This is a genomic window from Providencia sp. TYF-12, assembly GCF_041344805.1.
GTDB lineage: Bacteria > Pseudomonadota > Gammaproteobacteria > Enterobacterales > Enterobacteriaceae > Providencia > Providencia huashanensis.
The window spans coordinates 2,314,918-2,328,664 of the sequence record NZ_CP166833.1; the positions used below are offsets into that span (position 1 = coordinate 2,314,918).

At 39.5% G+C, this 13,747-nt stretch carries 11 protein-coding genes; 8 read left to right on the forward strand and 3 right to left on the reverse strand.

Translation table 11 applies throughout. From position 1 onward, the window contains the following. Positions 1-85 precede the first annotated feature (85 nt). Both ABE954_RS10475 and yebS read right to left on the reverse strand, forming a co-directional pair. A complete protein-coding gene (locus ABE954_RS10475; protein WP_371025898.1) occupies positions 86-2,410 on the reverse strand; it encodes an MlaD family protein in 2,325 nt (774 codons plus the stop codon). Then, positions 2,400-3,626: a membrane integrity lipid transport subunit YebS gene (yebS, locus tag ABE954_RS10480; protein WP_272663848.1), complete on the reverse strand. Its 1,227-nt coding sequence runs from the start codon at positions 3,624-3,626 to the stop codon at positions 2,400-2,402. Before yebS ends, ABE954_RS10475 begins: the two co-directional genes overlap by 11 nt. A 132-nt stretch (positions 3,627-3,758) precedes the next feature. Between yebS and ABE954_RS10485 the strand changes: the two genes are divergently transcribed. From ABE954_RS10485 to ABE954_RS10515, 7 genes are all read left to right on the forward strand, one after another. Then, positions 3,759-4,241 carry a GAF domain-containing protein gene (locus ABE954_RS10485; RefSeq protein ID WP_206226972.1) on the forward strand — a complete coding sequence of 161 codons (483 nt, stop codon included), beginning with the start codon at positions 3,759-3,761 and terminating at the stop codon, positions 4,239-4,241. Between the two features lie 110 nt (positions 4,242-4,351). Next, complete coding sequence (gene proQ, locus ABE954_RS10490; protein WP_042843600.1) at positions 4,352-5,041, forward strand: RNA chaperone ProQ; 690 nt, start codon at positions 4,352-4,354, stop codon at positions 5,039-5,041. A 19-nt stretch (positions 5,042-5,060) separates the two neighbouring features. After that, a complete protein-coding gene (prc, locus tag ABE954_RS10495; RefSeq protein ID WP_240133477.1) occupies positions 5,061-7,106 on the forward strand; it encodes a carboxy terminal-processing peptidase in 2,046 nt (681 codons plus the stop codon). 232 nt (positions 7,107-7,338) lie between these two features. Next, complete coding sequence (locus ABE954_RS10500; RefSeq protein ID WP_371025889.1) at positions 7,339-8,157, forward strand: cell envelope biogenesis protein TolA; 819 nt, start codon at positions 7,339-7,341, stop codon at positions 8,155-8,157. Between the two features lie 431 nt (positions 8,158-8,588). Continuing rightward, entirely contained in the window at positions 8,589-9,470 is an 882-nt protein-coding gene (gene htpX, locus ABE954_RS10505) for a protease HtpX (RefSeq protein WP_042843603.1), read from the forward strand. 329 nt (positions 9,471-9,799) lie between these two features. After that, positions 9,800-11,182, forward strand: a complete 1,383-nt coding sequence (locus ABE954_RS10510) for a sodium:alanine symporter family protein (protein WP_042843604.1) — start codon at positions 9,800-9,802, stop codon at positions 11,180-11,182. Between the two features lie 217 nt (positions 11,183-11,399). Continuing rightward, positions 11,400-11,678 (forward strand): hypothetical protein, encoded by a 279-nt coding sequence (locus tag ABE954_RS10515; protein WP_042843605.1) that lies wholly within the window; start codon positions 11,400-11,402, stop codon positions 11,676-11,678. Positions 11,679-11,867: 189 nt separating this feature from the next. On the opposite strand, the gene ABE954_RS10520 is transcribed toward ABE954_RS10515, so the two are convergent. Beyond that, the gene (locus ABE954_RS10520) at positions 11,868-12,089 is read right to left on the reverse strand and encodes a DUF2594 family protein (protein ID WP_042843606.1); all 222 of its coding nucleotides are present in this window, start codon (positions 12,087-12,089) and stop codon (positions 11,868-11,870) included. Positions 12,090-12,443: 354 nt separating this feature from the next. On the opposite strand from ABE954_RS10520, the gene ABE954_RS10525 reads away from it, so the two are divergent. Continuing rightward, positions 12,444-13,643 (forward strand): sugar transporter, encoded by a 1,200-nt coding sequence (locus tag ABE954_RS10525; RefSeq protein WP_370661192.1) that lies wholly within the window; start codon positions 12,444-12,446, stop codon positions 13,641-13,643. The last annotated feature ends 104 nt before the right edge of the window (positions 13,644-13,747 follow it).

A 13,747-nucleotide genomic window follows, 5' to 3' on the forward strand; every position in this document is an offset into this window, starting at 1 on the left:
ATAAATGGAATTGATTTCCAAAATAAATTTTCACCGATAAGCAAGAGAGGGTGCATTATGTTACTTATATGCACCCTTGTAGTGTTTATTTTTTAGGTATTGATGTGCCCCAGTTTAAGTAATCACTAGGGGCTTCTAATTTTAGAATGAAATGCTGTTCCGGCTTGGCTTTCGGCGCTAAAGGCACTGTTGGCGGGGTGGCGAGAGTGATACCACCTCGGACAAACTGCTTGAATGTACCGCTTTTCATAACTCCACCAGCCAAACCAAAGGAGAAATTAAAGCCGGATGATTGCCAAAATTCAGTGTTATCACGTACTAAATATTGATACTCCTTGCCAATACGTGTGGCAACATAAACGCGGTCGGAAAGCTCTCCCAAATATAAGCCTGTCACCACACCGACTTCCAGCCCTCTAAATAAAATCGGCGTACCCACCTGAACAGAACCAACATCAGTGGCATCAAGGTAAATGGTTAAACCATCTAAATAACGAGAGTCAGTTATATTGGCAGCTTGTAGTTCAAATTGATAACGGTTTTTATTACTACGTCCAGGCTCTGCACTAATATAAGGTTGTAATATACTGTCAAGGTTATTTAAGCCCGCGGGTGATAACTCAGGGGTTACAACAGCAAAGCGGCTCCCTAGTTTTGTGAATGTGCTGACATACTCTGGATAGAGAATAGCCCTCGCTTGCACCTCTCTTTTATCAGAGGACAGTTTTAACGACTCTATCTGACCAATGTTTATGCCTAAATAACGGATAGGCATGCCTTCAGAAAGTTTGGAGGCATCAAATGTTGTTAAGGTAACTACACTACCAATAGCCTTAGCAGATGTTTCATTAGGGTAAAGCATGTGTTGGCGTGCAGTATTCGCTGTGCCATTACCTATGTTGTCAAAGCTTATTGCTCCACTGATCGCACGGCTCAATGGGGCAGCTTGGACTGTTAAACCATTACTATTTAACTGAACTTTTGCTCCACCTTCAGCCCAAAAAACACTGTTATCAGTCAGTAAATGCCGATATTCACTTGAAATATATACATCAATGGAAAAACCGGATGTAGTGGGTTTAATGGTGGTAATTTTGCCTACTGCAAATTGACGATAAAGTACAACCGACCCGGCTTGTATATCTGGTAAAGTCGCTGTATTAAGAGTAATTGTAGTTGGTGGAGATGACCCTAAAATACCGGCTTTCGCATTGTCATCACTGCGGTATAAAGGGAATTTCTCTGGTAATTTCCCTTGGCTTTGCCCCGCAATTAAGTGTATGCCGCCATCTAACCATTCTTGCGGTGTTGCGCCTTGGAACTGTAGTCCACCAAGCCCCAATTGGACATCAACACGGCTATTGGCGACAAATTTACTGTCTTCACGAATGAGGTGCTTAAACTCATCATATATGGCTATTTTAAAATTGACATTATCGGCGGATAGGTGACGTTGTAACACTTCACCGATTTGAATACCTTTATAAACAACAGGTTGCCCTTTGCTTACGCCATAGGTGTCATTGGCCCATAAGGCAAGAGTTAAAGGGGATTTACCTTCTTGTTCAGCAGCTTTGACAACGGCGCGGCTAGATTGTAACACAAAACGTTGGCCTTCTTCCGCTTGGGGGCTGCCTTGCGGTGAGTCAAAAGTAATAGCGCCATTTATGACAGCAGAAAGGCTTTCCATTTTGATATTAGCACCGGATTTAAGGTCAAAACTACCTTGTAAGCCAGATACATTCCAAAATTGGCTGTCTTTACGAACGAGTTTGGCATAGTGTTTTTTGACCACCGCAGATATAGATACCCCTTGGTTATCCGGTAAAATGGTATAATCCGAGATATAACCCACGGGGACTTTTCGGTAATAAATGGGTGAGTTTTCGTTTAATGAACCTAAATCAGGTGCGGTTAAGTGGATTAGAAGTTCACCTTCGTCAATATTTAGTTGTGGTGGCGTGTCTTGTGCCACAAACGAGAATTGCTCTGTCCCAGTGCTTGGCAGCATTCCAATATAGTTACCGCCAACCAATGCATCAAGGCCGGAAACGCCCGCCAATGAGGCTTTAGGTGTAACTAACCAAAATTTTGTGCCTGAAGTTAACGCAGAGCGTATGTCTTTGTTAACACTGGCAGTAACAATAATGGATTTCATATTTTTGCTAATAGCAATTGATTGAACTAATCCAACCTCAACGCCTTGGTAGCGAATAGGTGTTCGATTTGCGACGACACCTGGGGCAGAAGAGAACTCAATCGTAATATCAGTTCCACGCTCAACCCAATGTTGGAAAAGAAGCCAACCAGCTATAAAAATCGCTACCAGCGGTAATAACCAGAAAGGGGAGATACGCCCTCGTTTGCGTAGTGTGGCTTCTGTAGCTTCTTCAGAAGGCTCATTTTGCAGGTTTTGATTTTCCATATGAATCCCATATTAAGCGGCTATCTAACCATTCAACAGCCATGATTGTTAGAATAACTGCTGTACCAAAGTAAAATGCGGCAGGGCCCATAGTAAAAGACATTAATTGATCACGGTTAACTAATGTCATCATTAAGGCAATGACGAATAAATCTAAGATTGACCAGCGGCCTATCCATGAAACAAATTTTAGTAGTTTCATACGAAGAACAGGGTCGGTATTGCTTTTTAACTGTATAGAAAATAGTAATAATATCATGATGATAATCTTGATGAAGGGCACTAATATGCTGGCAATGAAGACAATAATGGCAATAGGCCAGTTACCCGAGTCAATTAAGGCTACAACACCAGAATAAATTGTGTCCTCCAAACGCTGCCCATTCAGATAAAAAACTGAAATGGGTAGCAGGTTAGCGGGAAACAATAACACCATGGCGGCAATTAGCGCAGCCCATGTTTTTTGTAAACTATAGGGGTTGCGAGATTGTAATGGCCGATGACAGCGCTGACACTTCCCTTGGGCGTTAGAAGGCCCTGTAAAGTGGCAAGCGGTGCAGGCCAACGCATGTGGTTGTTCCCCTTGGTCATCAATAGGGTAAAACCGACGCCATAGTTCGTCTAAATTCATGTGGATGAGGATCAATAAACTTAAAATAGCCATCGTGATAAAAGCAACTAAACCATTACCGATAAACACGCTGGCGTAATCTTGCATTTTAATTGCCGCTATACCGAGAGCGATTAAGTAAACATCTAACATAACCCATTCTTTGATGTGTTTCAGAACCAGTAAAATAGGGCGAAGGTTTAAATTTATTCGCTGACCAATAAGTAACATTAAAATTAATATTGGCAATAATAGTGGAGCAGCTATCGCACAAAAAGCCACAATACTTGCTGTGAGCGGGTCACCTTGATGATTAATTAAGCGAACACCTTCTATTACATTGGCATTAATTTGACTTCCCAGCAGATGAATAGAAATTAGTGGTTGTAAAAAAGCGATCGGTGCTAGCATCAATAATGTGATAGACAATATGGATAACCGCTTGATTGACCATGACCGGCCATCATTGAGTTGACTAGAACAACGAGGGCAAATAACGACTTGTCGTAAGCTAAATCGCGGAGCGAGGATTTTTTGGTTGCAATGGCTACAACGCTGTAAAATCAAGTCAGTGTGGTTAATGTTGTTCATATTTACTCATTTTAGGGTTTCACTTAGATGTAATCTAGTGTAAAAAAATTTACCTCAAAGTGACAAATTGGTAACCTTAGAGTTACTCTTACAGATGTTTCATTAATTACTTGATTATTACTAAAAATAATTATGGATAAAAAGAAGTATTATCTTGAACTTTCAGATAATCTCTCTGCATTATTAGCAGGAGAATATGATTTAATTGCCACCTTAGCAAATACTTGTGCATTACTGTATGAGCGCTTAGAGGGGGTTAATTGGGCTGGATTTTACCTGAGTAATGGGCAAGAATTAGTATTAGGTCCGTTTCAAGGTAAAGTTGCATGTGTTCGAATACCCTTTGGTAAAGGGGTCTGTGGTACGGCTTTTAGTCACAACCAAATTCAGCGTATAGAAGATGTTCATGCATTCCCAGGTCATATCGCTTGTGATGTGGCAAGTAACGCTGAAATTGTGTTTCCTTTGGTGGTAAATGGGCAAATTATTGGGGTTTTAGATATCGACAGCCCAAATATTAGCCAATTCGACCAAGAGGATGAAAAAGGCTTAAAGCACCTTGTAAACCAGTTGTGTCAACATCTGGCAATGTGTTCTATGCCAAAATATTACTAAATATTGGTCAGTTAAATTAATAGTAACGTGGCAATTGTCAGCAACACGATTATAATGTCGGCTTGTTCATGCCCGTGAGGTTGGCAAAATCGTTGTTATCAGGAAATTTCATGGAAAATCAACCTAAGTTGAATAGTAGTAAAGAAGTTATCGCATTTCTAGCAGAGCGTTTTCCTCGCTGTTTTATCGCTGAAGGCGAAGCACGTCCGTTAAAAGTCGGAATTTTTCAAGATATCGTAGGGTGTTTAACTGAAGAAGACGGTATTAGCAAAACGCAATTACGTTCTGCGTTGCGTATGTATACCTCTAGCTGGCGTTATCTCTACGGTGTTAAAGAAGGCGCAAAACGCGTTGACCTAAATGGTGAAGACTGTGGTGAATTAGACGCAGAGCATATTGCTCATGCGCGTCAACAATTAGCTGAAGCTAAAGCTCGTGTTCAAGCGCAACGTGCTGAACAAAAAGCGCAAAAGCGCCCAGCAGCGAAAAAGCCGAGTGAAAAAAACACCCGTAGTCAAGATACCACTAAAGAGAAAGCGCCTCGCCGTCGCCCATCAGACAATAAAGAACGCTCGCAAACTACATCAGCTAAACCCCCCCGTCGTAATAATCCAGCCCCAGAACAGAATCTGAAATCAGTCACTGATATCAACACACTTCAAATTGGTCAATCATTGAAAGTGAAAGTGGGTACTAGTGTGATGGATGCCTCTGTGCTGGAAATTGCAAAAGACGGTGTTAGGGTTCAATTGCCAACTGGACTGGCAATGATTGTACGCGCGGAACATTTAAAGTTCTGATACGGAGGTCAATCAGGTCATGAACAAACTTCTTAAAATTGCACTTGTTGTCAGTTTGGCTACTTTCGGTAGTGCAATTGCTAATACTCAAGCAGTGGCTCCGGTCACTGCGGCTCAGTTACCTGTCTTAAAACAGAGCGCTCAGCACGGCACTGTGAGTGAAAGGGTCACATCAAGGTTCACTCGTTCACATTATCGTCAATTTGATTTAGACAAAGCGTTTTCTGGGAAAATATTTGACCGCTATCTCAATATGTTAGATTTCGGTCACAATGTTTTACTTCAATCCGACGTTGATCAGTATACCAAAGATAAAGGTAAAGTAGGTCAATGGCTTGAGGAAGGCAAATTAGATACGTTTTATGACCTGTATAACCTATCGCAGGAACGGCGTTTTGAGCGTTTTAAATATGCATTAGCTCGCTTAGAACAACCTATTGATTTGAACGCGACGGATTCTATTGAAGTTGACCGCTCTAAGTCCCCTTGGCCTAAAGATAAACAAGAACTTGATCGTCTCTGGGACCAAAAAGTACGTTATGACTGGTTGAATTTAAAGCTTTCAGGTAAAGACGATAAAGAAATCAAAGAAAAACTGACCAAGCGATATAACTTTGCTTTGAGACGTCTAACGCAAGCACAAAGTGAAGACGTTTTCCAACTGATTATTAATTCATTTGCACGCGAAATTGATCCACATACGAGTTATCTTTCACCTCGTAATACTGAACAATTCAATTCTGAAATGAGTTTGTCATTGGAAGGAATTGGCGCGGTTTTACAGCAAGATGATGAAAATACGGTGATTAACTCCCTCGTGGCGGGTGGGCCTGCGGCGAAGAGCAAAGAGTTAAAAGTCGGTGATAAAATCATTGGTGTAGGGCAAACGGGCAAACCGATTGTGGATGTAGTTGGTTGGCGCCTTGATGACGTGGTTGCGTTAATTAAAGGGCCAAAAGGAAGTAAAGTTCGGTTAGAAGTTATTTCTGATACCAAAGGGGCGAAGCCTCATATCATCACCATCGTTCGGGAGCAAATCCGCCTTGAAGACCGTGCTGTAAAACTGACTATCAAACAGCAAGGCAAAGATAAAGTTGCTGTGTTAGATATTCCTGGTTTCTATGTTGGTTTAACTAATGATGTAAAAACACAACTGCAAAATATCGCGAAAGATAATGTTTCTGCGTTGGTCATTGATTTACGCGGAAATGGTGGTGGGGCATTAACTGAAGCTGTTGCTTTATCTGGTTTATTTATTCCAAAAGGCCCAGTGGTTCAAATTCGTGATAACAATGGTCAAGTTCGTCAAGATGTCGATGATGACGACGTTATTTACTATAAAGGCCCACTGGTTGTTTTAGTTGATCGTTTTAGTGCATCTGCATCTGAAATTTTTGCAGCAGCGATGCAGGATTATGGGCGTGCATTAATCGTGGGCGAACCAACTTTTGGTAAAGGCACGGTACAACAACATCGTAGTTTAAGTCGTGTGTACGACCAAATGTTAAAGCCAGAATGGCCTTCATTGGGTTCAGTACAATATACCATCCAGAAGTTTTACCGTGTTAATGGTGGGAGTACACAGCGTAAGGGTGTGACACCTGATGTCGTGATGCCAACAGGTCAAGACCCTGCTGAAACAGGTGAAAGTTTTGAAGACAATGCATTGCCATGGGATAGCATTCCTCCAGCAAACTATGCACGTGTCGGTGATATTTCATCAGACTTATCGCCAATCAAAACTCAGCATCTAGCGCGGATTAGCCAAGACCCTGAATTCAATTATATCGATGAAGATATTGCGCGCTATAAAGCGCATAAAGAGAGTAAGAATCTAATTTCGCTTAATTATGCTGAGCGTCAAAAAGAAGATAATGAAATCGAAGCAACTAAACTTAAACGTATAAATGAACGAAATGTACGTGAAGGTAAGCCATTACTAAAATCAATTGATGACTTACCAAAGGATTATGAAGGCCCTGATCCGTACTTAGATGAAACGGTTAAAATGGCGATTGACTTGGCAAGTCAAAATACCAAGATGCTATCAGGTAATAATCAATAATTAAGTAAAGTTAAAGCTCATTTTAAATAACAGACCCCATACTTATCTATGATTTGTATGGGGTTTTCTTTTATTTAAAGTCATCGATGATGACTTAATGTCTGAGAAAAAGTTAAAACAGGTATTAGATAGTTTTTATCGCCTAAAATAATCGTGTCATTCTAGATTTCTTTACCTTTAATTAATTTATTCTAAACTTTTGATAAGGGTTCTTAATCAAAGAGGCAATACCATGGGTAAATTAGTTATAGGTTTAATCGCGGTTAGTATCATGATGGCTTCATCAATAAACACAGCAACAGCAAGAAACTACCCTTGTTCAGGGAGCAAAGGTGGGGTCGATCGCTGTGAAAGCGGTAAGTTCATTTGTAATGATGGCTCCACTAGCCGCTCAGAACAAGTGTGCACCACATCATTGAAAAATGATATTAACAGTAAAGCGGGTATTGCAGGAGCAACCATTGGCTCTGGTGTTACCAAGCAATCAAGTAAGCCCTCTATTTCTGATCCAGTAAAGGCAACGGGAGATAGAGCAAATAAAACGGTAAATGAAAAGGTGGCTAAAAAGAGTGATAAGGCATCAGATCCAGCAAAAGCGATAAAAGAAAAAGCAACTAAAGTCACCGATAAAGATTCGGCAAAAGCGATAAAAGAAAAAGCAACTAAAGCCACCGATAAAGATTCGGCAAAAGCGATAAAAGAAAAAGCAACTAAAGCCACCGATAAAGATTCGGCAAAAGCGATAAAAGAAAAAGCAACCAAAGCCACCGATAAAGATTCGGCAAAAGCGATAAAAGAAAAAGCAACTAAAGCCACCGATAAAGATTCGGCAAAAGCGGTAAAAGAAAAAGCAACTAAAGTCACCGATAAAGATTCGGCAAAAGTGGTAAAAGAAAAAGCAACCAAAGCCACCGATAAAGATTCGGCAAAAGCGATAAAAGAAAAAGCAACTAAAGCCACCGATAAAGATTCGGCAAAAGCAGCAAAAGAAAAAGTAACCAAAGCAGCAGATAAACAATCAGCGAAAACAACGAAAGAAAAATCAAATTAAACTGAAAGTGTTTGCAACTAACTGTATAATAATGGGTTAGTTAAAAAACAAAGCCATCTTAAGGTGGCTTTGTTTTTCTGAAATAGGCTAATAAAGACTGATATTTATCGATTTAGCGAATAAAGTTGCTGGAAATATAATTAAATGCACGAATAAATTTCCATACGTATAATAACCAGCATTATCATTTTAATATTGGAACAATTTAATGTGAGCTGGTTATAAATTGAGCCTTTAAAAACAATTGGTTAAATTTAATCATTCTTTATTGTGATTGAATAGAGAAAATAGTAACCCGTTTTAGTGGTTTCAATGTAAAGTTATGTTGTTTTTTAATATTTTGATGTTAATTGACTTGAAATAGTGTGAAAAAACCTTATTTATAAAGTAAATTCTACGTGATATTAGTTTTTACCAAGGAATACAAAAAAATGATGAGAATTGCTTTATTCTTACTCACAAACTTAGCCGTTATGTTTGTGTTTGGAATAATCTTAAGCTTAACCGGTATTAGAGGTAGTAGTGTCCAAGGCTTGATGATCATGGCGGGGTTATTTGGTTTTGGTGGTGCATTTATCTCACTGCTGATGTCTAAATGGATGGCTTTGAAATCAGTTGGTGGTGAGGTAATTGAAACTCCTCGCAACCAAACAGAGCAATGGTTAATGTCAACGGTAGAGCGCCAAGCACAACAAGTTGGTATCCAAATGCCACAGGTGGCTATTTACCATGCGCCGGATATCAATGCGTTCGCTACGGGAGCCCGTCGTGATGCTTCGTTAGTCGCAGTAAGTACTGGTTTATTAGAAAATATGAGCCGTGACGAAGCGGAAGCGGTTATTGCTCACGAAATTAGCCATATTGCGAACGGTGACATGGTAACAATGACCTTATTACAAGGGGTTGTGAATACTTTTGTTATCTTTATTTCACGTATTATCGCACAACTCGCGGCAGGCTTTATGTCAAACAGCGATAATGAAAGTGAAAGTAGTAACGGTAACCCTATGGTGTATTTCGCCGTTTCCATGGTGTTGGAAATTGTTTTTGGTATTTTAGCCAGCATTATCACTATGTGGTTCTCTCGTTATCGTGAATTCCATGCAGATGCCGGGTCGGCAAAACTAGTCGGGCGCGAAAAAATGATCGCCGCATTACAACGACTGAAAACGAGTTATGAGCCGCAAGAAGAAGGGCGCTTAATGGCATTTTGTATCAATGGCCGAGGAAAAGCATTTAGTGAATTGTTTTTATCTCACCCACCATTAGATAAACGAATCGAAGCGCTGCGTTCAGGTGAGTATTTAAAATAGTCTAACTTAACTGTTTAGTCGAAATCTAAAAACTAAGCCCAGTAATCATTTTATTACTGGGCTTTTTTTATGGACAAAAGTCCTCTCACTTGTACCAAGAAAGCTGTTAATCAGTAAGAAATTTTAAGCTTAAGATTTATTCACAATTTAACTGTATCGGTAATTAAAACATATTAATCACAAGTGAGCTTTCTCACAATCTTGCATCGTAAGTGGTAATTTTTTAAATTTTTGTTCGCTTTTATTTCATTTTTAATCTTTATTAAATTGATGGTGATTTGTTTAATAAATGTTAATTAAAAAATAAGAGTGATTAACTTGGGGGTAAGATGGAGCTAATAACTACGTGGTTAAGTGAACTCAACGGGATAGTATGGGGCGTACCTATGCTAGTTGGGATTTTAGGCGTTGGTATATACATGCAAATTAGGCTCGCGTTCTTGCCAATAAGGAAAATAGGAACAGGTTTTAGATTATTATTTCAAAAAAACGAGTCACGCGGTGAAGGGCAAATATCGCCATTTAATGCTTTGATGACAGCATTGTCTGCAACAATTGGGACTGGGAATATTGCAGGGGTGGCAACTGCTGTTGTGATGGGAGGGCCTGGAGCACTCTTTTGGATGTGGATGACAGCGTTGGTTGGAATGGCAACTAAATACTCTGAAGCTGTACTTGCAGTTCGTTTTCGTGAAGTGGATAAATATGGGCAATATATTGGTGGCCCAATGTATTACATCAAAAATGGATTGGGGCCTAAATGGATTTGGTTAGGTACTCTATTTGCTTTTTTTGGTGCATGTGCAAGTTTTGGCATCGGTAATACGGTACAAGCTAACTCAGTGGCGGATGTACTAGAAAGTAACTTTGGAGTGCATAAGTGGTTAACAGCAGGGGTATTGGTTTTACTTGTTGGTGCAGTGTTGATTGGTGGATTACGCCGTATCTCTGATGTCGCTGGTAAGTTAGTACCATTTATGACTGTCGCTTATTTTGGTGCAGGGTTAATTGTACTTGGTATTTATTTTACGCAAATCCCTGCTGCAATTTCCTTAGTAGTGACGTCTGCGTTTAACCCTGTGGCGGCACAAGGTGGCTTTGCCGGTGCTGCTGTTTGGGCTGCGATTCGCTTTGGGGTTGCGAGAGGGGTTTTTTCCAATGAAGCAGGCTTAGGAAGTGCTCCTATTGCCCATGCTGCGGCGAAAACACAGAACCCTATTCGCCAAGGGCTAATTGCAATGCTTGGTACGTTTATTGATACTATTATTGTGTGTTCAGTCACTGGTTTGACGATCATTATCACTGGAGGGTGGTTGACTAGCCAGACAGGCGCAACGCTGACCGCTTTTTCATTTCAATCAGCAATACCGGGTGGGAATTATATTGTCGCTATTGCGTTAGCTGTTTTTGCATTTACCACCATTTTGGGGTGGAGTTTTTATGGTGAAAAATGTGTGCAGTATCTATTTGGATTAAGGGCTATCAAACCGTTTAGAGTGCTTTGGTTAATCGCTTTACCAATCGGTGCAACCCAATCACTTGATTTTGTCTGGTTATTGGCTGATACGCTAAATGCGATGATGGCAATCCCTAACTTAATTGCATTGTTGTTATTGAGCCCTGTAGTGTATCGATTAACTCGAGACCATATAAAAGATGTTAATGCGGATAGTATTGATATGGCTAAACAGTTATACGATAACAAATCATAAATACCCCCCGTAAAAAGCTTCACTTCGGTGAAGCTTCTTCATTAAATTAGTGTGTATCCTTACCCCTTTTTGGTTAATCATCTCTAAGTGCTTTCAATGGGTTTTATGTAAACCAAACTACGCAATAGGTTTAAATGCGCTATGCTAAGAATAGTTAATCAATTTTCACTTATGAAATATTATCTATTAACTTTTGACTTATTCACAAGGAGACCAAATGGATATTCTGGAAAAAACGTTGGTGTTTGGTAATGATTTTATGACAACGACAAATCCCGCACGACTAGTTGCATTTAAATTTGAAATCTACCGTTCTGAACAAGGTTTTTATCATAGGATCTATAAAGAGGTTGGGATGTCAGGAGCCAATCTTGGTCAATTGTTCAAAGTATGGGCCTTTGAAGAACAAAAATGTTGGGAAAAACAAACTTCAACTACAACACTCGATGAGTACGTGCAGTACTGCCAAGATATTTATAAGCGGAATAATGTTTAATTAATAAACTGTGTTGGTAGATAAAAAAAGCCCCCTTCATAGGGTCTGAAGGGGGAGCTAAATGAATAAAGAATGGTTTAATTCGAGAACTAAGATAGTTGATTTAAAAATTCAAAACTTAGTTATTTGTGCAGTTTAAACCATTCAATAGAATATATATCCTTAAAATAGCATTTATCGCTAAATAATCTATTGGCGATAGGCCGTTTTTATTTGTTCTAACGTGTTTTTATAGGTTTCTGCTTGTTTTTCATCTTCTATGAGTGCGATTTCACGTTGCATTTTGATTAAAATTTTACCTGCATCAGCTTGACCAATAGCTTTAAGCATATGAGTGAGTAAATTTTTTAAACAAGTTATCTCATCAGCTAAAGTATTCACGTCAGGATCAGTAGGGAAATGGTTTTTCATTAACAAGGTCCTTTAAAAATAAAAAATAATCGTGAGATTGTAGCATAAAAAGGAATGATATGTGCTTTCAGATAAATGAGCGTAATAGTTATTTGCTAAACAAGGGGAACCTATATACGTTAAGGGGGGGATATAACAGGGAAACCTTCCTGTTTTTGTGCTCGCTGGCGGAAGCCTGACCTTTAAGCCCCACTGAAAGTTGTGATATAATTCACAAAAATGGGTTTTAGCTTAAATAAGAGCTGAATGGTTAATCAAACCCATATCGAATATTAATATCCTTTCGCGGCAACCTTCACAAGCTGTTAATCAGTTAGTGCATTTTACTTGTGGGAAATGAAGGCTAAGATGAATATGACTCAGGTTTCTAGAAGAACAGCGTGGATCCGCGTAGTCGCTCTTGCGGTTGCAGCGTTTGTTTTTAATACAACAGAATTTGTCCCAGTTGCACTACTTAGTGATATTGCACAAAGTTTTGACATGTCAGTCGCTCATACAGGGTTAATGATTACGATTTATGCTTGGGTCGTAGCATTGATGTCGTTACCCTTAATGTTATTAACCAGTAAAATTGAGCGTCGTAAATTATTAGCTTTTTTATTTGTCATTTTTATTGTTAGCCATATTATTTCAGGGTTTGCATGGAGCTTTGAAATACTAATTGGTGGGCGAATTGGCGTTGCTTTATCGCATGCGGTATTTTGGTCGATAACGGCTTCTTTAGCTATTCGTGTTGCACCTGCAGGCAAGAAGGCGCAAGCGTTGGGCTTATTAGCAACAGGTACCGCATTAGCAACTGTTTTAGGGCTACCAATTGGGCGTGTAATAGGGCAATTTTTAGGGTGGAGGGTCACCTTTTTATGTATTGGTGTTATTGCCTTATTTACCATGATAGTGTTAATACGTTTCCTACCTCGTTTACCGAGTGAACACTCCGGTTCGTTAAAAAGTGTCCCCGTCTTATTTAAACGTCCCGCACTGGTGGGGATGTTTGCGTTAACTGTTCTAGCTGTGACTGCTCATTTTACTGCTTACAGTTACATTGAACCTTTTGTCCGTGAAATCGCATTGCAAAGCCAAAATTTTGCGACATTATTGTTACTGATTTTTGGTGGGGCTGGCATTATCGGGAGTGTTATATTTAGTCGTTATAGTAGCAAGTTTTCGTTGTTTTTCTTACCAACAGCAATTGCCCTAATGACGGTGTGTTTATTATTGCTAATGCCTTTAGGCTCAGATGTCTGGTCGTTGATTATGCTATCCGTTTTCTGGGGTATCGCCATGATGTGTATCGGCTTAGGTCTACAGGTTAAAGTGATTGATTTATCTCCTGATGCAACTGACTTGGCAATGTCAATTTTCTCAGGGATTTTTAATATAGGTATTGGTGGCGGTGCGCTACTGGGGAACCTAGTTATTGTTCATATGGGGATGACTAATATTGGTTATATTGGCGGGTGTATTGGTATAATTACATTGATTTTGTGTATTTACTTATTTAAACGCTATAGTCAATCGCTGGAAGATAAAACTGCAGTTGCAACAAGCCATTAGTCAGTTTTGTAAGAAAATTTATAAAAATAACGCTCTGTCTTTCGTAAAGAAAGATGGGGCTTTTTATTGTTCATTATTTGTATGAATAAAAGGTATAGGGTAAA